The sequence below is a fragment of the Chitinophaga sp. CF418 genome (assembly GCF_900142925.1).
GTDB lineage: Bacteria > Bacteroidota > Bacteroidia > Chitinophagales > Chitinophagaceae > Chitinophaga.
On the sequence record NZ_FRCN01000010.1, the window covers coordinates 156,283 to 177,926 of the forward strand.

A 21,644-nucleotide genomic window follows, 5' to 3' on the forward strand; every position below is an offset into this window, starting at 1 on the left:
CATGTTGATGAAACTACTACTGATTCCACTGTTATTGCTGGTGAGCTATGCCTATCCACAACAGCCATCTTACCAGTTCTCTTCTTTGAATGTCAATAATGGCCTGTCCCACAACCAGGTCAATTACATATACAAAGACGCTAAGGGATTTATGTGGTTCGGAACAATGAGCGGATTGAACCGTTACGACGGTTATTCCTTTAAAATATTTCGCCATAATGTGGCGGATTCCAACTCCCTGAGTGATGACTATATCATGGGCATCTATCCCGCTCCGGATAACCGGCTATACATCAAAACCCGCAACGGCGATAATATCTACGATCCTGTCAGAGAACAATTCTCAGACGCCACTAAATGGCTGAGCAGGAAGGGACTGCCAGGCTACTATGTGAACAGTGTTGCACAAACAGGCAATAGCTGGTGGATTTCCTATACAGGGGGAGGATTGTACAAGGTAGACAGTACAGGGCATGCCACTAAAATACTCGTTCCCGGCGCCAGCAACATTCCAGTTGCAGACCTGAAGAAAGATGCGCATAACAGGCTTGTGATCCTCTACACCAACGGCAGGGTGGAAAAATTGGATGTCGGCACCAACAGGATCGTTTACCGCAATGACCGCATCATCCCTATGATAGAAAAACAACCTGCCGCGCTGCGCTTTTTTATAGATGCACAGGATGATATGTGGATATATATGCCGGAGAATGACTTTGGCGTCATCTACCTGAATCCGGAAAAAGGCACTATAAGACAGTTGTCAAGCCGGAATGGCTCCCTGAATAATGACATCGTCAACAGCATCGTACAGGATGACAAAAACGTTATCTGGATAGGAACGGATCATGGCGGCATCAACCTTGTAAATAAAAGCGACTTCTCTTCCCGCTTCCTGCTGAATAAGGAAGAAGATCCTAAAAGCGTTGCGGAAAATGCCATTTATGCACTCTACAAAGACAACTTCGGCATCGTATGGTGTGGCACCTATAAAAGGGGCATCAGCTATTTCACAGAGAACATGCTGAAATTTCCCCTCTTCAAACATAGTCTTACCGATAAACAGAGCCTCAGCTACAATGACGTGAACTGTTTTGCCGAAGACAAAAAGGGAAATATCTGGATCGGCACCAATGGAGGCGGCCTCATTTACTACGATCGTAGCGCCGGTACTTTCACCCGGCATCAGCATAATCCCGCCGATGAGAACAGCATCAGTAAAGATGTCATCGTCAGCCTTTATGTAGATGAACACGACAATCTGTGGATCGGATATTATTTCGGAGGAATGGATTACTTCAACAAAGGCAGGATCACGCATTACCGGCACAATGACAAGAATCCCAACAGCCTTGGCAACAAGACTGTCTGGAAAATATACAGAGATAAACGTAACAATTTCTGGGCAGGTACCCTCGGTGGCGGATTAGACAGGTTTGATCCCGGCAACAGCATATTTTATCATAATAATGTAAATCAACCGGCTTCCGTTCATTCCAACTTCATCACCGCCTTTGCAGAAGATAAAAAAGGGAATCTCTGGATAGCCACTGCTTATGGTATCGACGTGCTGGACAACTCCAAAGGCATCTTTGTGCATTATCTGAGCGCCACCCATCAGCTGAGCAATGACAACGTGTTCTCCCTGCTGTACGACAGGAATGGACATATGTGGGCAGGTACCCGGTCCGGCCTGAATGTATTTGATGAAGCCACACAGACATTCAAATCATTTACTGTAAAAGACGGACTGCCGGACAACAATATCATCGGTATACTGGAAGATAATGAAGGATATCTCTGGGCAAGTACCTCCAATGGACTTAGTAAGGTAACTGTAAAGGAGGCGCCTGAAGGGCTGAGCATCAGCTGCCGGAATTATGATGACAAGGACGGCCTGCAGGGTAAAGCCTTCAACGTTAACGCCGCCTGTAAACTCCGTTCAGGTGAGCTTATTTTTGGCGGTGCTGATGGATTCAACCTGTTCAACCCTGCATCGCTGTCACATAACACCAATAAGCCGGCCATCGTGCTGACTGGTTTACAGTTGTCCAACAAGACGATTGAGGTCAATGAAAAGGTGGGGCACCGCGTCATTCTGCCTGCCTCCTTGTCGGAAATCAGGGAGATCGTGCTGAAATACAATGAAAATGATTTCTCCATTGACTTTGCGGCCTTAAACTTCATCAATACCGACAAAAACCAGTATGCCTACAAGCTGAAGGACTTTAACAAGGAATGGCTGACCACAGACGGTAAAACAAGGCGTATCACTTATACCAATATCAATCCCGGCACTTATACCCTGCTATTGAAGGCCGCCAATGAGGACGGCTACTGGAATGAGGAGGGTATATCATTAAAGATCCGCATCAAGCCACCGTTCTGGAAAACGCCTCTGGCCTACCTCATTTACCTGGTATTGGTAGTTTCAGTATTGCTGCTTTTAAGAAGAAGGGTGATCAAACGCGCCCATACCCGCTTCGTACTCCAGCAGGAAAGAAAAGAAGCGCAACGCATGCATGAACTGGACATGATGAAGATCAAACTGTTTACAAACGTCAGCCATGAGTTCCGCACGCCGGTGTCACTGATACTGGCGCCCATAGAAGAGATCATCCAGCATACGAAAGAACAGGATGAGAAAAACAAGTTCCAGCTGATCTACCGCAATGCCAAACGCTTACTGAACCTGGTCAACCAGCTGATGGACTTCCGGAGAATGGAGATGCATGAACTGAAGCTCGATCCTGTCAGGGGAGATATAGCCGGTTTTATAAAGGATGTTGCCTGCTCCTTTACAGATCTGGCAGAAAGGAAACAGATCAATTTCTCCTATCAGAGCAGCTGCAGCCAGTTGCATACCAGTTTTGACCATGATAAGATCGAACGGATCCTGTTCAACCTTTTATCCAATGCCTTCAAATTTACGCCCCGGGGAGGCACCGTAAGTGTCGAGATGACTGCCAGTTCTATTGACGATAAAACATGGCTGGAAATAAGGGTTAAAGACACTGGGATCGGTATTCCACCTGAAAGACATGAAAAAGTCTTTGAACAATTCTTCCAGAGTGATATGCCAGGAGGCTTTGTGAACCGGGGCAGCGGTATAGGGCTGGCTATTACAAAGGAATTCGTAAAACTCAATAGTGGAACTATCACCGTAGAAAGTGAGGTGAACAAGGGTAGCTGCTTTATTGTGAAACTGCCGTTTGAGCCATCCGGCGAACCGGCCACTCAAACCGAACCTGTCCTGGTCGCTTCAGCAATACCTGTAGCTAAGCCTGAAGAAGAGGTCCTCCCCTTACCTGCCGACGACCTAAATGAATTGGCGACAGAAAAACAGACCATCCTCCTGATAGAAGACAATGATGACTTCCGCTTCTACCTGAAAGAGAACCTGAAGGCCTATTATAATATTACAGAAGCTGCCGATGGCGGCGCGGGATGGCAAAAGACATTATCCGGACATCCTGATCTGGTGGTGAGCGACATCAATATGCCGGTCATGGACGGTGTTGAACTGTGCGGGAAGATAAAACATGACAACCGTACCCGTCACATCCCTGTCATACTGCTGACAGCTATGGCGGGGGAAGAAGAGCAGTTAAAAGGACTCGAAACCGGTGCGGCAGATTATATGGTGAAACCTTTCAACTTCGAGATCATGCTGTCCAGGATCCGTAACCTCCTCGCCAGACAAACCCTGGTGAAACACATCATAGGCTCCCCCGAAACAACAGGTGAAGGGCATGTCCCCTCCCCGAACGAGAAATTCCTGGAGAAGGTGCTGGCGATAGTGGAAAAGAATCTTTCCAATGCCGGTTTTTCCGTGGAAGAACTCAGCAGGGAGCTCTGTATGAACCGGGTATCTGTATACAGGCGTATTTTCTCCCTCACAGGACAGACGCCGGTAGAGTTCATTCGTACCGTGCGCCTCAAAAAGGCGGCCCAGCTGCTGTCCAAAACAGAAATGAACGTGACAGAGGTGGCCTATGAGGTAGGATTTAACAATCCTAAATACTTCACCAAATATTTCAAAATGGCCTACAACATGCTGCCGTCCGCATACGTCGCCAGCATGAGAAAATAGGCCCCTGCAAAGAGCAATACCCATCCGTGTAACATTTGATACCCCTGCTGCAACATTTTATCCTATTTAATAAACATTGTACGACCCTCACTTTCCTCTCATAACGATACTTTTATCCTATCGTTATGAGGGACATCATGCCGTTATTTGATAAACCAAAATCAAAAGATCGCGCATTAATTTAAACACTTAATCTCCACGCTATGAAACGAGCCAGTATTACTGGAAGATCATACCTGATGGTATGGGTCATGATCTTCTTTTGGGCTTTAAGTATGCCAGCCCGGGCACAGAATCAATCCGGCAGTGAACGGACTGTCTCCGGCACAGTCACTTCCAAAGAAACAGGCAATCCCGTTCCGGGCGCCTCTATTATTGTTAAAGGAACAAAAAAAGGAACCACAACTGATGACAAAGGACATTTTATTATTCAGGCAGCTCCCGGCCAGGTAATCAGTATTGCCTCTATGGGATTTATGCCCCGGGACGTTAAAACCGGCAATTCCGGAACTGTCAGCATCACCTTAGAAGACGATTACCGCAAGTTGAATGACGTAGTCGTGATCGGTTACGGTACAATGAAGAAAAGAGACCAGAGCAGCGCCCAGGTATCCATTAGCGCCGCCGACGCAGACCGCACGATAAATACGACCATCGATCAGGCCATCCAGGGCCGCGCAGCTGGTGTATATGTTACCCAGAACTCCGGTCAGCCGGGGGGAGGGATCTCGGTAAATATCCGGGGTGTCAATACCCTGAGCGGTACCAACGAGCCTTTATATGTAGTGGACGGAGTACAGATCCAGCCATCCACCGTCTCTTATGGTAATACCAGCTCTGTGAATGCACTGGCAGGTATCAATCCGGCAGACATTGCATCGTACGACATCCTGCAGGGACCTTCCGCCACCGCAATATATGGTTCCCGTGCCACCAATGGTGTTGTGCTGATCACTACAAAACGGGGAAAGTCCGGTCAGGTGAAACTGTCCTACAATTATCTCTACACCCTTCAGGACAGACCTGATGACCTCAACACCATGAACCTTCAGCAGTTCGCAATAATGAACAATGAAATTGCGACACTGCTGAATCGTACCCCTAATCAGGAATTCCAGAATCCCAGTGTATTGGGACAAGGCACCAACTGGCAGAACGCGCTGTTCAAAACAGCTCCTATGCAGAAACACCAGGTGAACCTGAGCGGAGGCTCCGACAAAACCACCTATTATATGTCGGGCGAGTACTTCTCGCAGGAAGGGGTGGCCATTGGCTCCAACTTCGACCGCTACTCTTACCGTCTGAACCTGGACAACCAGGCTTTCAAATGGCTGAAACTGAGCACTTCGCTGAGCTTCTACCAGACAAAGGAAAAACTGGCTTCCACCAGTGAGGACGTGATCAGGAACGCTATTAACCTGGCGCCCAATATACCGGTGAAGAATCCGGATGGCAGCTGGGGCGGCGCTACTGAAAACGAATACGGCGGCAACGCAAAATATGCACCGCTCAATCCCGTAGCTATCGCCAGCCTGGTACGCAATGATTATAAACGTACCGGCGGACTGGGAGGAGCTACTGCGGAAGTAAATATCATCAAGGGACTGACCTTCCGCACCAGCTTCAATGGCAACTTTGAATATGCTGACGGCAGCAAATTCATACCTACCTATCAATTAGGGTATAATGTCAATGAAAAGGCCTCTTTAAGCGTCAACAACGGAAGGAACTTTTACTGGAACCTGAATGAACTGTTACAATATAACAGGGACATGGGTAAACACAGCTTCAGCGTGATGGTCAGTCATGAAGCGCAGGCATGGAACTCCCAGGGCTTCTCTGCACAACGTATCGGATTTGCCAGCAATGACATCCCTTCACTGAACCTGGGAGACGCGCTGGGACAAACCACCGGCAGCTACAAAAATTCAGGTGCACTGGAATCATATCTGGGCCGTATCAACTACACCTATGATAATAAATACATCCTGCAACTGGCAGGAAGGGCAGACGGTTCGTCCAACTTCGGTGTAGATAACAGATGGGGATATTTCCCTTCCGTGTCTGTTGCCTGGCGACTGACCGGCGAAAACTTCATGAAGGAGCTGCCTTTTATCAATGAACTGAAGATCCGCGCTGAAATTGGTACTACTGGTAATAACGGCAGCGGAGGCGCACAGTATTCTTCTCTGAGCTCCGTTACTACTCCATGGGGAGCAGGTTTCCGCACCGGGCAGTATGGCAACGCAGGCCTTAAATGGGAATCTACCGAAACAAAGAACATAGGTTTTAACCTGAGCGTACTGAAAGACAGGATACAGCTGGAAGGCGATTTCTATATCAAGAAAACAGACAACCTGCTGATGCCTAACCCACTCCCTGCCTATATGGGTACACAGGGTGAAGGCGCCATCAATTCTCCTGTAGTGAACATTGGTGCAATGCAGAACAAGGGCTTCGGTATTACGCTGAACACTGTGAACATCGATAACAAAAGCGGTTTCACCTGGAGGACGAACTTCAATATCTCATCCTTCAAAACCAAGATCACCAAATTCTATTCTGATGCAGCCTTCCTGTCCCGGTCTGCCTGGTATATGAATAACTTCACCTCACGCTCTGCAATAGGTCTCGCACCATGGCAGTTCTATGGTTACATTTCAGATGGGCTGTTCCAGTCAGTAGATGAGATCAACAGCAGCGCTGTTCCGGCACAATCAGACGGTACCCGCTTGCCGGTATCAAAAGATGGTGGTGTATGGGTTGGAGATGTGAAATATAAAGACCTCAACGGCGACAAGATCATCGACTCACGTGACCAGACCTACATTGGTAATCCCTGGCCTAAGTTTACATTCGGTTTCACCAATACATTCTCTTATAAAGGATTTGACCTCAGTATACTGGTGACTGGCACACAAGGCAATGATATTTTCAACTACCTGCGTTTTGAAAATACCAGCCCCAATAACATCAACCTGGGCAGGAACCTCCTGCAGGAAACCTTTGGATATGCACGTCTCTCTGAAGAAGGCGGCAAAACAGTGCTGCTGAATCCGGGTACGAAGGTGCCCAGGATCGTAGGTACCGATGTAAATGGTAACGGTAACCGCTTCACTAACCTCTACGTGGAAGACGGCTCCTATATCAGGATCAAAAATGTACAACTGGGCTACACCCTTCCACACTCGCTCATCAACCATCAGTCTGTTGTAAAGAATATCAGGCTGTCAGCGGGCGTTCAGAACCTTGCCACTTTCACAAAGTATAAGGGTTTTGATCCTGAGGTAGGCGCCTACCTGGGAAAAGAAGTACAGTTAAGCAGTCAGCTGATAGGTGTGGACGCCGGCCGCTATCCTTTAACCAGGTTATATTCTGCCAGTGTTGCTGTTGATTTTTAATGAGCCTTTAAACTATCACCATGAAAAAGAGAAACTACAATAAATACCTGATCACGTTTATATGCCTCATTGCCCTGTCAGCCTGTAGTAAGGACTTCCTGAACAGGCCACCGCAAGATGCGATCGTTGACGTGAACTTTTATAAATCATCCGACCAGGTACTGGCAGGTACTGCACCATTGTACAACATCGTGTGGTTTGCCTATAATGACAAAGCATCTCACGGTATCGGAGATGGCAGGGCCGGTGTACTGATGTCAGGATCCTACCAGGTGCAAAATATCAGGATGCAGACAACAGATGTAACGCCTGAAGTATACAGCTCCTGGACTGCCTTCTTCAATGTTGTAGCCCAGTCCAATATGGTTATCAACAACGTTACTAAATATACATCCCCCAGCGTGCCTGAATCCGTTAAACAGGCAGGTATTGCGGAAGGCCGTTTTATGAGAGGACTGGCCTATTCTTACCTGGTACAGAACTGGGGCCCTGTTCCCATCATTGTTGATAATAACGTACTGCTTACCGATACTTCCATTACCAGGAACACGGTAGAGTCAGTATGGGAGTTCATTATCCGTGATATCCGTTTTGCTGCGCAGAATCTGCCTGCTACACCACTACAGAAGGGACGTTTGACTAAATGGGCAGCCGAAGGTATGCTGGCCAAGGCGTTCCTCACACGCGCCGGTGTTTCCGGATCCCGCAACCAGTCAGATCTTGACAGTGCTGCATGGTATGCCAATGATGTGATCATGAATAGCGGCGCGTCTTTGATGAGCAACTACGAAGACCTGTTCCTGATGAAGAACAACAACAATCCGGAAAGCCTCTTTGCATTGCAGTGGAAATATGATGGCGACTGGGGTACACAGAACAGTGTACAGGCATTCCTGGCCTATGGTTCTGAAATAACAGGTTTCGGAGACGGATGGGGTGGCGATCTTGGTGCATCTCTCGACCAGCTGCAGTTATACAGGACTGATGACAAACGCCGTAAAGGTACATTCATGTTCCCTGGCGACCACTATTCCTACATACATCAGTCAGTAGACGATCCTAATAATCCTGGTAAAAAGATCATACAGGAACTACAGGTACCCTGGAACTATGTTGGTACCGAAAGATATAACACAAGGGCCTGGGTGAAAAAATATGTGGTAGGACGTCCTGAAGACAATGATGGTAAAGTTACACAGCAACATACAGAGATCAACACCTATATGCTTCGCCTGGCGGATATATACCTGATATATGCGGAAGCTATACTGGGTAATTCACCCTCTACCGGCGACAGCAAGGCGCTCCAGTATTTTAATGCCGTGCGTACAAGAGCCGGAGTGCCAACAAAAACCAGCATCACCTGGGATGATATCTATGTAGAAAGAAGATTGGAACTGGCCATGGAAGGACAGGCATGGTATGACATCGTAAGACTGCATTATTATGATCCGGCAAAAGCGATCACCATGCTGAATAACCAGAACAGGGGCACTTACAGGATCGTTGCTAATGCAGCCACCAATGCTACTTCCTGGACCGTTACCTCAGATACGCCTGCATTCTACCCGGTAACAGAAAGCAATTTCCAATTGCCCTACCCTGCCGCGGAAATGACAGCAGCACCTAATCTGAGAAAACCACCGGTACCATACAAGTTTTAACTAAAAAAGAAAACGTTATGACTCACTATATATCAGCCACTATCAGAAAGATGAAATGGATATTTTTTTGCATCCTGCCGGTGGCGCTTTCCCTGTTCGTAGCCTGTTCCAAAGATGAGAGCCATACAGGTGTACCTATTGTCAGCAGCGTTACCCTGCTGGATTCTACTAAACAGGACAGCGCCTTTGTAAGGGCATTGCCTGGTACGCTTATACTGATCACCGGTCAGAACCTGGGTGGTATTACCGAGGTGGCTTTCAACGGGAAGAGCGCTTATTTTAATCCAACATACAATACCGATACACGCCTGATCATTACCATACCGGATAATGCGCCGACAGAGGCAACAGATCCGGATGTTCCCAATACGATCCGTATTGCGACCACTCATGGCGAGACGTCCTACTCTTTTGTAGTAGATATACCACCGCCTTCCATTGCGGTTATTTCAAACGAAAATGCACTCCCTGGTGATTCCCTGATCATTTATGGATCCAGTCTCTGGTTGATCGACAAGATCACCCTGCCCGGCGGTAGAGATATCACCAACTTCGTTGGCAACGAAGCCGGCACCAGGGTTGGGCTGATCATGCCAGACCTGGGTACTGATACCGGCAGGCTGGTTATCCATGCAAAATATGGTTCCACTATGTCTGACGGTCCATTGAATGACCACGAGAGTGGTGATGTAATCAGTAACCTGACCAATGCAGGTGAAACAGGAGAAGCACCGGTATTCAACTGGGCATGGTGGGGTGCTAACAGAACAAACGACGCTACACTGTACCCGGGTACAAGAGGTAGCTACCTCCAGAATATTTTCGGGGGCGTTGGTGTAAACGACCCGGCATGGTGGAATGGTGGCCGCTCCGGCAATTTCTCTGATATAACAACTATGTTCACCGCAGCCATCATGACACAACAGGCATCCAACTATGCATTGAAGTTTGAAATCAACACCAAGGAACCATGGACTGCCGGTATCAATGTGATCCGCTTTGGCGACAACTACGCATTCCGCTTCATGCCCTGGTCAGGAGCCGCTGATAACAAATTTGATACAGAAGATAAATGGAGAACCGTTACCATCAATTTAGCTGCCTTTAAAACATCTGCAGATGGCAAAGAAGGGACAGGCGCAGGCGCTGCTACTATGGGAGATTTGCTAAAGCCTGGCGGTGTGGTGGCATTCGGCTATCGTTTCATAACAGAAGATGCTCCCGTGGATGTGTATAATGCCGCTTACGACAATTTCAGAATTATCAAGATAAAATAGAAGACGTTAGTTAGTTACCGGGAAAAGACCAGGTCCGCGGAAGCAATTCTGTGGGCCTGTCTTAAAAAGAGCATCACTAAATAAAATTTTGCGGATGAAGAGAATATCAGCTATCTGTTCGGTATGTATGGGACTATTGATAGCGACTGCATGCAGCAAGAACGGCAACGAAAAATATAACAATGAAAATAACGGCGGTGATACAACAACGGTCGTAAAGCCTGATGACCCTTCTGTAGCAGCCAGTATAGGATTCTTCCAGGATCAGTGGGCGCCAAAGAATTTCACTGTGCCGCCTTATACCGAGGTCACTCCGCCCGCGTCAACAGAGTATACCGTGAATGTGGACGCTTCCGTTGTACTGACGAAGATCTCCCCGGCACTATTTGGCAATAATAGTAATCCCTACATGAGCCAGATGGTGACAGAGCCGGTACTGATGGAACATCTGACCAAGCTGCATCCGGGTATTATCAGGTTTCCCGGCGGCAACATCAGCAGTGTATATTTCTGGAACAGGCAACCTGGCAATCCACCTGCCGACGCGCCTGCCAAGATCCTGAATGCAGATGGTTTCCAGACAGATCCCGGGTACTGGTACGGAGGTAATACCGAAGGCTGGACGCTGTCTGTCGAAAACTACTACAAGATGTTACAGCAGACAGGCAATGAAGGTATCATCACCGTCAATTACGGCTATGCAAGATATGGTACCGGTACCGACCCTGTTGCTGCTGCCGCGCACCTGGCTGCTGATTGGGTAAGGTATGACAACGGGCGTACGAAGTATTGGGAAATAGGCAACGAAAGCAATGGCACCTGGCAGGCAGGTTACAGGATAGATGTATCGCAGAATAAAGACGGACAATCAGAACTGATAAGCGGACAACTGTATGCCCGCCATTATAAGGTATTTGCAGACTCCATGCATAAGGCAGCTGCTGAAAAGGGCAAAACGATCTATATAGGCGCACAGCTGCTGGAACATGAACCGGCATTTTGGGCAAACAATACAGATAAACAATGGAACTCCGGCGTGTTGCAACAGGCAGGCGCTGCTGCAGATTATTTTATTGTACACAGCTATTATACTCCCTATAATACCAATTCAAATCCGCAAGAGGTACTTGCTTCCGCGACCACTGTTACCAAGGCTATCTACGACTATCTGTCTTCTTCCATCACCGGCAATGGCGCTACCATGAAGCCGATAGCGCTGACTGAGTGGAACATCTTCGCCGTCGGCTCGCAGCAGATGGTATCGCAGGTAACAGGCATGCATGCAGTAATGGTGTGGGGTGAACTGATGAAGAACAAGTTCGGCATGGCCAGTCGCTGGGACCTTGCCAATGCCTGGGAGAACGGTAACGATATGGGACTTTTCAGTCAGGGAGAAGCAGCTTCCGGCGAAACCAAATGGTCGCCACGACCAGCCTTTTATTACCAGTATTTCCTGCAGAAGTTCCTGGGTGACAGATGTATCAATGCAACGGTATCTGACAGCAGTGCCAATATCAATGCGTATGCATCCACATTTACTTCCGGAGAGGTATCTGTCACATTGGTCAACCGGGGGGCTATGACTCAGAATGTAACGCTTAAGTTTAAGAATTTCAACCCCGGCGCCCGTTTTTACTGGTATGTATTAAACGGTGGAGAAGGCAGTACCGGCTTCTCCCGTAAGGTATTTATAAATGGCGCAGGCCCTTCAGGTGTTGCAGGCGGTCCCGCCGCTTACACGACTTTGAAGGCATTTGCTGCCAATACCGGCAATGGCGTAAAGATCGCATTGCCGCCTATGTCTGTCGTCAATTTGGTTGTGGATAAAAAATAGGCATACCAAAAGCCGGTATCGTTTCAACGATGCCGGCCTTTAGTCTTTAAGGCTGATAAGGGCCGCCAGGCACTCCCCATCCCCACTTAGGCATAGGCTCATCTGTACTCATGTTTACATCGGTCAGATTGGAGTTCATCACCGCCAGGCGGGTACCCCATTCCAGGTAAGCCATAAAAGCAGACCTGAACTCAGGATCTTCCGGTAGTCCCAGTTCATCAGCTGTTTCCACCAATAGCTTCACCCATTGTTTGCGGTGCTGTTCAGTCAGGTGTTTTCCCATGTGTTTCTGTATCATGCGGAAGTGGCTTCCTTCATTGGTGCTGTAAAATGCAGGACCGCCAAATACTTCGGCAATAAAATGGGCTACATGTAGCTGGTGCTCTTTGGACATATGCCTGAAAACAGGTTCCAGCAGTTCGTCCTGAAGTACTTTGGCATAAAATCGGTCTGTCAGCTTTTCAAATACGGGCATTCCTCCGGCCCATTCATACAGCGTGGGTATACTACTCATATAGGTTCGTTACTTATTATCTTTTCCAGTTCACCAATGGTGGATGATAATGTTTCATCTCAGCGATATTACTATAAAATGGTTTAACAAGCTGAAAAAATCCGGTGAACTGTTCACTTTTCCGGAATTGCTGCAGATGGTCTTCTTCTGATGTCCAGTAAATGGTTACAATGTAATGATCCGGCTCATCGCTTCCCTTGATAATGTTATAGCCCTTACAATAAGGAGATGCCTCTAATAGTTTTCCTGCATCAAGATAAGCTTTTTCAAATGCGGCATATTCCGAAGAGGGAATGTTGTACCTGATAATTTCAATACTGTAGTCTTTGTTGTCTTCCATATTTTTTTTCTTAGTTTGTGCAAAGGATTGAGCTGTTATAAACAGGCAACAAATGATGATAATGTGGGATAGCTTTTTCATGGCCTCAAGTTGCCACATTTTACCGGCTCCGGCAATAACTTACCAAAAAGTAAGCCCGGCAATAAATGTTTTATCATCTAATTTTATACGCCTATGATCAAACTAAATAACAAAACGTATACCTGTCCTGTTGATGTGACGCTTAGTTTTATTGGCGGCAAATGGAAGATACTGATCCTTTCACATCTCAACATTTTTAACGACAGAGGATTCAGTGAGATAAGAGATAATTTACCGGGCATATCAGAGAAAATGCTGGTACAACAACTCAAAGAGCTGGAAAGAGATCAGCTCATTGAAAAAAAGGTATTTTCCTTAAAACCTTACCGCGTACAGTATAATATTACGCCAACCGGCAAGTCTTTATCCCCGTTGTTTGAGTTTTTGAGCGAGTACGGTATTAATTACCTTAAAGAGCACGGTATAGACTACATCAAGGATCAACAGTTATATAAATAGGTCATTTCAAAGGATAACAGTAACTTAACATACCGCCATATCGATTTTTGCAAACTTGCTGGTTTATAACTGGAAACTATGAGGAATATTGTTACTTTTCTTGTTGCATTGTTACATGTCACACCCAGCTTTGCTCAAACAGCTGCACAACTGGAGGCAAGCGTTGTTCATTTACCCAACGGATGGTCACTAACGCCTGTAGGCGAGCATTTACAATTGGGAGATCTTCCCCTGAACATTGCTGTTTCATCTTCGAAGAAGTTCATGGCCGTTACCAACAATGGTCAAAGCGTTCAGAGCATACAGCTCATTGACGTAAAATCACAACAGGTAACGGATGCCGTGGTGATCCCTAAAAGCTGGTTCGGACTGAAGTTCAGCGCAGACGGTAATAACCTGTATGCCTCCGGCGGAAATGATAACCGCATTCTGCAGTACGCTGTGCAAGAAGGTAAACTGTTGCTAAAGGATAGTATTATCCTCGGTCCTAAATGGCCTGAAAAGATCTCTCCTTCCGGTATTGAGATAGATGACAGCAGGAAATTAATGTACGTGCTGACAAAGGAAAACAACTCCCTCTATGTCATAGACCTTACCACGAAGAATATTGCAAAACAATTATCTCTCGGTGGAGAAGGGTATAACTGCTTATTATCCCGCGATAAAAAGCTGCTGTATATCACCTGCTGGGGATGTGATAAAGTGCTGCTATTCAATACCAGACAAAACACCTTCAGCGGGGAGATCAAAGTGGGAGATAATCCCAATGATCTTTGTATGTCGAAGAATGGCAAATACCTCTATGTTGCCAATGCCAACGACAACTCCGTTTCAGTGATAGACCTGAGCAAAAATGTGGTTATAGAAACATTAAATACTGCGCTTTATCCTAATGCACCTAACGGCTCTACTACAAATGGCCTGGCGCTGAGTGAGAATGGCAAAACAATCTATATAGCCAATGCAGATAATAACTGCCTTTCTGTATTTGACGTTAGCACTCCGGGCGTCAGCAAGAGCAAAGGATTTATTCCTGTGGGTTGGTATCCTACCAATGTAAAAGTGATCGGTAAGAAGATATATGTGGCCAATGGTAAAGGCTTCTCATCAATGGCGAATCCATATGGGCCTAATCCACTACGAAAAAAAGAAGATGTGGAGTACCAGTCGGGAGATAAGAACCGTCCAAAGGAGGTGCAGTATATCGCAGGCCTGTTCAAAGGTACAATGAGCATTATCCAGGAACCGACGGATCAACAGCTGACCATCTATTCACAACAGGTATACAAGAACACACCATATACCAAAGAGAAAGAGAGTGTTACAGCAGGCGAAGCGGGTAATCCTGTTCCCATGAAAACAGGCGCCTCCTCTCCTATCAAATATGTTTTTTATGTCATTAAGGAGAACCGTACTTATGACCAGGTACTGGGCGATATGAAAGAAGGTAACGGCGATTCCAGCCTGGTGCTTTTCGGTGAGCGTATTACTCCTAATCAGCATAAACTCGCAAGGGAATTTGTACTGCTGGACAACTTCTATGTAGATGCTGAAGTGAGCGCAGATGGTCATAACTGGAGTATGGCGGGCTATGCGACTGACTATCTTGAGAAAACATGGCCTACCAGCTATGGTGGCCGTGGCGGTTCTTATGACTCAGAAGGTAACCGGGCTATTGCCAATGCTCCTAAAGGGTTTATCTGGGACCATTGTAAGCGTGCAGGAATCAGCTATCGTACGTATGGAGAATTTGCTGATAATTCAAAACCCAATATCCCGGTGTTGAAAGATCATTACTGTCCTTATTATACCGGCTGGGACATGAATACATATGATACTACCCGTTTTTACCAGTGGAGAAAAGAATTTGACTCACTGCTGGCTATTGGCCAGGTACCGCGTTTTAATACGGTTCGCATGGGTAATGATCACACGGAAGGACTACGCAAAGGCAAGTTGTCACCGTTGGCGCATGTGGCTGATAATGACCTTGCTGTAGGGCTGTTTATAGAATACCTCAGTAAAAGTGCTATCTGGCAGGAAAGCGCCGTTTTCATTATTGAAGATGATGCGCAGAACGGTGCAGACCATGTGGATGCCCACCGCAGCACTGCTTATGTAGCAGGAGGTTTTGTAAAACAGGGATATGTGGATCACACAATGTATTCTACTACCTCGATGCTCCGTACCATGGAGCTTATACTCGGTATACCGCCGATGAGCCAATACGATGCCGCCGCTACTCCTATGTGGAATTGTTTTTCAGCAGATGCACATCATGCGCCTTTCCGGTCAGTCGCCGCACAGGTAGACCTCCGGGAAAAGAATGTGGCAGTGAACGAATGGCAACGCCGTTCCGAACATTTTGATCTTTCCAAAGAAGATAATGTACCCGACCTGGAATTCAATACTGTATTGTGGAGCGGATTGAAAGGCACTCCTTTCCCGGCGCCTAAAAGGGCCGCTTTTGTGAACCTGGTGAAGAAAGAAGGCGACGATGATGATGACGATTGATACTAAAGAATAACTATCCAATTAAATAGTATACACAACGCACTTATAAGGGCATCTTATACTGTAAAACGCAGACAGTGTAGGATGCCTTTATCAATTTTTTTTATTAAATTTTATATTGTTATTTTGACACTATTATATCCGGTTTACCCGTTAAAGATATCAGTGACCCGGCAAGGAAAATAACCCACGAGATAAGCTATGACCCAATATATTCTGTATGCGTAAACAACCTACCGGATATTGAATTCCAGTTTATTTTATTATCGTTCATCAACCAAAGAAAACATTGTTATGACCTGAAGTAATGCTACACTACAAATTCCATGTTATGCAGGAAAAGCCCTATTGGTACACTTCCTGACCTGAAAAAACATCCCGGGTACACTCAGGGCGCCGGTATGTATTCTTCCATCGTTTAATGAAAAACATATGAAACCAAACAAATGGGGGGCTCCTCTATGCAAGGGCCTGTCCTCACTCCTGTTGCTTATATTACTGATCTGCAACCGGATACCGGCCTATGCCTGGTATACAACTGTTACCTGTTCTTTTCAGCAGGCAGCCACATTAAAAGGCATTATCAGAAACACAAAAGGAGAATTCCTTGCCGGCGTAACGATTAAAATAAAAGGCGGCACAAGCGGCACGGCATCCAAAGAAGACGGTACATTCCAACTGCAGGTACCGGAACCGGGTAAGACCATCCTGGAAATCAGCTATATGGGATATCAGTCGCAGGAAATTGCACTGGGAGCGCGTAGCACTTTGGAAATCACGCTGACCGAAAGTGCCGCCGGATTGAATGAAGTGCTGGTGATCGGGTATGGCACACAGAAAAAAGTGTCTTCTACCGCTGCCATATCATCAGTAGGTGGTAAAGAACTGGCCAAATCGACCGTACCCAATATCTCCAACTCACTGGCAGGAAGAGTAGCCGGTGTCAGCATGCGCCCGAATGGCGGCCGGCCGGGAGCTGATAATCCTGACATTCATATCCGGGGTATTGCCACTACGGGCAATAACGGAGCACTCATAGTAGTGGATGGCATTATCCGCAATAATATCAATGAAATACCCGCCAGCTCCATCGCATCTGTGACAGTGCTGAAAGATGCTGCTGCTGTAGCGCCTTATGGCTTAGGCGGCGCCAACGGGGTGCTGCTCATCACTACAAAGAAAGGATTAGTCGGCCAGCCCCAGTTATCGCTCAACGCCTATTACGGCGTACAGACGCCCACCTATTATCCTGAGATGCTGAATGCACAGGATTATATGCGCCTGCACAATGAGGCCTATCTGAACGAGAATCCTACAGGTACACAGCTACCTTATGCCCAGACCCTGATAGATCAGTACGCGGAGCTCAATGCGAAAGATCCTGACAGATATCCTATCAGCAATACCAAAGATCTTGTACGTATGCATGCCCCTATGCAGAATTACACCTTGCAGCTAAGCGGTGGCTCGCCTTCAATGAAATATTTCGTTTCACTAGGTTATCTGAATCAGGCGGGTATGTTCGACCCGGTTAAATATCAACGGTACGACTATGCAGTCAACCTGGATATACAGGCTACCAAAACCACTACAGTGAATGTATCGCTGCTGGGTGCTTTCCAACAGACCCGTTCCGTAGATGCTGCCACCACTGTTAATATACTTTTCCGCAGTGGCTACAAATTCATCCCTATCGCCAACATGCGTTACAGCAATGGCTTGTGGGGCGAGTTTGCGGGCAACTCTCCTATCGGTATCCTGAAGGCCGGGTATCAGCGGGACAATAAGAGCACCATGCTGTCGACCATTGCAGTGAACCAGGAATTGCCCTTTATACCCGGCTTAAGTATCAAAGGAAGTTTCAGTTTTGACCCCATGCAGACTACCCGCAAGGGATGGCATACACCATTCTATTTCTACTCCCAGAACCTTTCTACAACGCCCTATACCTACACCAGGCAGGTTTCCACTTCCGAGGGTAATGCGGCCTCCTATACCTGGCTGAACCAGGAATATGCACAGCAGCGGACCTACACCTACCAGGGCTACCTTAATTACAAGCGCACATTCGGTAAACATGATATCACCGGCCTGGTGGTAGCCGAAGCGCGCGACAGCGATTCCAGCGCCTTTTCTGCCCGCAGGAACAACTTTGGCGTGGGCATCGATGAATTGAGTATGGGCAGCTCTAATAAGAACGATTTTGACAACAGCGGCTCTTCTTCCACGGGCAGTCAGATCGGGTTTGTATACCGCGTGGGATACAGTTATGACAATAAATACCTGGTGGAAGCATCCGGTCGTTATGATGGCCACTACTACTTTGCGCCGGGCAAACGCTGGGGATATTTCCCGGCCGTATCTCTGGGATGGGTAGTATCCGGCGAAAACTTCATGCATAGGTTGCCGTTTATTAACTATCTCAAGCTGAGAGGATCATGGGGTAAATCAGGGAACCTGGCGGGCACCTCCTTCCAGTATTTACAGGGCTATTCATTGTATGGCAATGCTTATGCCTGGGGCAATGGTACCATGGTGCAGGGATCTTTCGTACCCCGTGAAGCCAACAGGAACATCACCTGGGAAATATCTACCAAAACTGATATCGGTTTTGAAGCATCCTTATGGAATGGCTTGCTGGACCTTGAAATAGATTATTTCCGCGAAAGAAGGACAGGTATGCTGCTTCCTCCTGCTGTCACCATACCTATCGAATACGGACTCAGTCTTTCCGACGAAAACGAAGGCATTATGCAAAACCATGGCATAGAAATCACTGCCGGCACCAATCATCAGTTTGCCAATGGACTCCGCGTAGGCATCAGTGGTAACTTCAGCTATGCCCGTAATAAAATGCTGCAGATCTTCGAGACTTCCGCTACGCACAATAATCCTAACAGGAGCCGCACAGGCAGGGCATTAGGCACTCCTTTCGGCTATCATGCATTAGGGCTATTCAGTACTGCTGACGATAAAAATAATGATGGGGTCATTAATCCTGCGGATGGTTATAACGTTATACAGTTCGGCAATCTGCATCCGGGAGATATTAAGTATGCTGACCTCAGTGGTCCCGATGGCAAACCGGATGGGAAGATCGATGCCAATGATGAGATTCATACCGGCTATCCAACCTATCCATTGATCACATATGGTTTCACGCCAACAGCTTCCTGGAAAGGTCTGGACCTTAGCTTATTTTTCCAGGGTTCTGCTATGTCGAGCTTTAATATATCAGGCTTCCAGACCATTCCTTTCAATAACAACAATAGTAATTCTGCGTACGAATATTACAACCACCGCTGGACGCCCGATCACCAGGATGCGAAGTATCCAAGGGCCAATCAGTCTCCTTACGCCAACAATACACAGACCTCCGATTTCTGGATGGCAAGCACCTCATTACTCCGCCTGAAAACAGCAGCGCTGGGGTATACGCTGCCATCACAATTAACACAGCGCTGGAAGATGCAGACAGTGCGTGTATATGTATCAGGACAAAACGTATTCACCGTCAGCAAATTAAATTTCATGGACCCTGAAGTAGGCTATACTGATGGCGAAGTCGCTTATCCTAATCAGAAAGTGTATGTAATGGGATTGAATGTAACTTTTTAGATCACGCTTTAACAGGACTTACTATGAAACGTATAATATATTGCATGCTGCTCATCATATTGCTGCCCCTTTTCTCCTGTACCAAAGATTTCCTGGAGAATACGGACAAAACACAACTAACAGACGAAATGCAGTGGTCGTCGGAAGGCAATGCCGATATCTTTCTCAACGATATCTATGGCGATCTGCCCAATTACTGGAATCAACCGGAGAACCTGGATAATTTCACCGATGATAATGATGCTGGTTTCTACTACACCTCCTATAACTGGAAACAAGGCATTGTATCTCCGGCAGGCACAGACTATACGGTATGGGGTGGCATTACAGGATCGGGAGATCTTACCAACTGGCCCGCTATTTTTACAGCCGTCAGGAAATGCAATACCTTCATTGCGAAGGTGCAGGTCTATTCTCAAAATTTCTCTGAAACATGGAGGAAGAAGCGCCTGGACGAAGTGAGATTCCTGCGGGCTTTCTTTTACAGTGAGCTCTGGATGCACCTGGGCGGACTTCCAATTATCACCGGTGTACCTGACCGTAACAATGGCGATAGCAGCCAGCTATATTATCCCCGCAGCACATTTGCAGAGACGGCAGATTTCATCGTCAGTGATCTTGACACCGTGGTGCGCAATGCCAATCTGGCCCCTAAATACAATCACGGGGATGCTGATGCAGGTCATGCCACATTAGGTGCTGCATTAGCCTTAAAAGGCTGGATACAACTATATGCAGCCAGTCCTGCATACAATGCAGCACAACCGGCAGTAGGCGCAGATCCGCACCATGTAGCAGGCTATGGTCAGTTTGATGCTAACAGATGGGCTGTTGCTGCGGCTACGCTCAAACAATTTATTGATCAATATGGCAATGGGCATCCATATGGGTTGTTTTCCGACCTGTCAGCGTTGTGGTATGAGGCCAATGAATACAACAGTGAAGTGTTGTGGGACAGGCAGGTAGTAGCCGTTACCATGGGATCATCCTTTGAACAATACGGTGGCCCGGTGTGGATCAATGGCGCTTATTATACCTGGGGGAATTACAATCCTACGCAGGAGCTGGTAGACCAGTTCCGGATGGCCAATGGGAAGCGTATCGAAGATCCCACATCAGGTTATGATCCTCAGCATCCTTATGTTGGAAGAGAACCCAGGTTCTATCAATGGATCGTATATGATGGTGCGCCTTACAAAATGACCTGGATGGATAAACAGGATACTATTTATACCCGTATCGACAAGGTACGTCCATCGAAAAACCAAATAGACTTCGGAACGGATGATGTAAGCAATACAGGCTATTATTTCAAGAAAAGACTGAATCCATTAGTACGACCCGGCGGTGGCACCATCAGTGGCGCAAACTTCATTTATTACCGTTATACGGAGATCCTGCTGGGATATGCGGAGGCGCAGAACGAAGCTGTGGGACCGGATGCAAGCGTATATGAGGCAATAAACCAGGTGCGTGCAAGAGGTGGTCTTCCTGCCTTAACAGTATCACTCAGTCAGGATGAGATGCGTACAGCCATTCGCCAGGAGCGACGGGTGGAATTATGTTTTGAGAACAAACGCTTCTATGACCTCATCCGCTGGAAAACAGCAGAACAAGTACTGATCCACGACCGGCATGGGATGAAGATCACGAACAGTGTTCCGGAGAATAACAGCGGGGTGTGGCAATATGAAGCAGTACCATTGAACCATCCGCATGTATTCCTTCCAAAGATGTATCTGAACCCTATTCCACAGGATGTGATAGACCGCAATCCGCGGATTACGCAGAATCCCGGATATTAGCATAAAAAGGAGGGCGCGTCAAATTAATTATGACACGCCCCCCT

At 47.0% G+C, this 21,644-nt stretch carries 11 protein-coding genes; 9 read left to right on the forward strand and 2 right to left on the reverse strand.

The features are described from left to right. Nucleotides 1-7: 7 nt before the first annotated feature. The 5 genes from F3I09_RS21710 to F3I09_RS21730 all read left to right on the forward strand — a co-directional run bounded on the left by F3I09_RS21710 (nucleotide 8) and on the right by F3I09_RS21730 (nucleotide 12,269). A complete protein-coding gene (locus tag F3I09_RS21710) occupies nucleotides 8-4,093 on the forward strand; it encodes a hybrid sensor histidine kinase/response regulator transcription factor (RefSeq protein WP_223233334.1) in 4,086 nt (1,361 codons plus the stop codon). Between the two features lie 203 nt (nucleotides 4,094-4,296). Next, entirely contained in the window at nucleotides 4,297-7,494 is a 3,198-nt protein-coding gene (locus F3I09_RS21715) for a TonB-dependent receptor (RefSeq protein WP_149697150.1), read from the forward strand. Nucleotides 7,495-7,514: 20 nt separating this feature from the next. Further along, nucleotides 7,515-9,158: a RagB/SusD family nutrient uptake outer membrane protein gene (locus tag F3I09_RS21720; RefSeq protein WP_149697151.1), complete on the forward strand. Its 1,644-nt coding sequence runs from the start codon at nucleotides 7,515-7,517 to the stop codon at nucleotides 9,156-9,158. A 17-nt stretch (nucleotides 9,159-9,175) separates the two neighbouring features. Then, nucleotides 9,176-10,435, forward strand: a complete 1,260-nt coding sequence (locus tag F3I09_RS21725) for a glycan-binding surface protein (protein ID WP_149697152.1) — start codon at nucleotides 9,176-9,178, stop codon at nucleotides 10,433-10,435. Between the two features lie 94 nt (nucleotides 10,436-10,529). Then, nucleotides 10,530-12,269 carry an alpha-L-arabinofuranosidase gene (locus tag F3I09_RS21730; RefSeq protein WP_149697153.1) on the forward strand — a complete coding sequence of 580 codons (1,740 nt, stop codon included), beginning with the start codon at nucleotides 10,530-10,532 and terminating at the stop codon, nucleotides 12,267-12,269. A 46-nt stretch (nucleotides 12,270-12,315) separates the two neighbouring features. On the opposite strand, the gene F3I09_RS21735 is transcribed toward F3I09_RS21730, so the two are convergent. Together F3I09_RS21735 and F3I09_RS21740 are read right to left on the reverse strand one after the other, a co-directional pair. Next, a complete protein-coding gene (locus tag F3I09_RS21735; RefSeq protein WP_149697154.1) occupies nucleotides 12,316-12,783 on the reverse strand; it encodes a group II truncated hemoglobin in 468 nt (155 codons plus the stop codon). A 16-nt stretch (nucleotides 12,784-12,799) separates the two neighbouring features. Then, a complete protein-coding gene (locus tag F3I09_RS21740) occupies nucleotides 12,800-13,123 on the reverse strand; it encodes an antibiotic biosynthesis monooxygenase (protein WP_149697155.1) in 324 nt (107 codons plus the stop codon). A gap of 174 nt (nucleotides 13,124-13,297) precedes the next feature. On the opposite strand from F3I09_RS21740, the gene F3I09_RS21745 reads away from it, so the two are divergent. The 4 genes from F3I09_RS21745 (at nucleotide 13,298) to F3I09_RS21760 (ending at nucleotide 21,600) form a co-directional block, all read left to right on the forward strand. Beyond that, nucleotides 13,298-13,663 (forward strand): helix-turn-helix domain-containing protein, encoded by a 366-nt coding sequence (locus F3I09_RS21745; protein WP_149697156.1) that lies wholly within the window; start codon nucleotides 13,298-13,300, stop codon nucleotides 13,661-13,663. 78 nt (nucleotides 13,664-13,741) lie between these two features. Continuing rightward, nucleotides 13,742-16,177 carry a bifunctional YncE family protein/alkaline phosphatase family protein gene (locus F3I09_RS21750; protein ID WP_149697157.1) on the forward strand — a complete coding sequence of 812 codons (2,436 nt, stop codon included), beginning with the start codon at nucleotides 13,742-13,744 and terminating at the stop codon, nucleotides 16,175-16,177. Nucleotides 16,178-16,609: 432 nt separating this feature from the next. After that, the gene (locus F3I09_RS21755) at nucleotides 16,610-19,795 is read left to right on the forward strand and encodes a TonB-dependent receptor (RefSeq protein WP_149697158.1); all 3,186 of its coding nucleotides are present in this window, start codon (nucleotides 16,610-16,612) and stop codon (nucleotides 19,793-19,795) included. A 23-nt stretch (nucleotides 19,796-19,818) separates the two neighbouring features. Continuing rightward, on the forward strand, nucleotides 19,819-21,600 hold the full coding sequence (locus F3I09_RS21760; RefSeq protein ID WP_149697159.1) for a RagB/SusD family nutrient uptake outer membrane protein: 1,782 nt from the start codon (nucleotides 19,819-19,821) through the stop codon (nucleotides 21,598-21,600). The last annotated feature ends 44 nt before the right edge of the window (nucleotides 21,601-21,644 follow it).

What these genes read in the sequence shown, in the direction of transcription:
- F3I09_RS21710 (WP_223233334.1), top strand. Translation starts at nt 8, where the DNA reads ATGAAACTACTACTGATTCCACTGTTATTGCTGGTGAGCTATGCCTAT.
- F3I09_RS21715 (WP_149697150.1), top strand. Translation starts at nt 4,297, where the DNA reads ATGAAACGAGCCAGTATTACTGGAAGATCATACCTGATGGTATGGGTC.
- F3I09_RS21720 (WP_149697151.1), top strand. Translation starts at nt 7,515, where the DNA reads ATGAAAAAGAGAAACTACAATAAATACCTGATCACGTTTATATGCCTC.
- F3I09_RS21725 (WP_149697152.1), top strand. Translation starts at nt 9,176, where the DNA reads ATGACTCACTATATATCAGCCACTATCAGAAAGATGAAATGGATATTT.
- F3I09_RS21730 (WP_149697153.1), top strand. Translation starts at nt 10,530, where the DNA reads ATGAAGAGAATATCAGCTATCTGTTCGGTATGTATGGGACTATTGATA.
- F3I09_RS21735 (WP_149697154.1), bottom strand. Translation starts at nt 12,783, where the DNA reads ATGAGTAGTATACCCACGCTGTATGAATGGGCCGGAGGAATGCCCGTA.
- F3I09_RS21740 (WP_149697155.1), bottom strand. Translation starts at nt 13,123, where the DNA reads ATGGAAGACAACAAAGACTACAGTATTGAAATTATCAGGTACAACATT.
- F3I09_RS21745 (WP_149697156.1), top strand. Translation starts at nt 13,298, where the DNA reads ATGATCAAACTAAATAACAAAACGTATACCTGTCCTGTTGATGTGACG.
- F3I09_RS21750 (WP_149697157.1), top strand. Translation starts at nt 13,742, where the DNA reads ATGAGGAATATTGTTACTTTTCTTGTTGCATTGTTACATGTCACACCC.
- F3I09_RS21755 (WP_149697158.1), top strand. Translation starts at nt 16,610, where the DNA reads ATGAAACCAAACAAATGGGGGGCTCCTCTATGCAAGGGCCTGTCCTCA.
- F3I09_RS21760 (WP_149697159.1), top strand. Translation starts at nt 19,819, where the DNA reads ATGAAACGTATAATATATTGCATGCTGCTCATCATATTGCTGCCCCTT.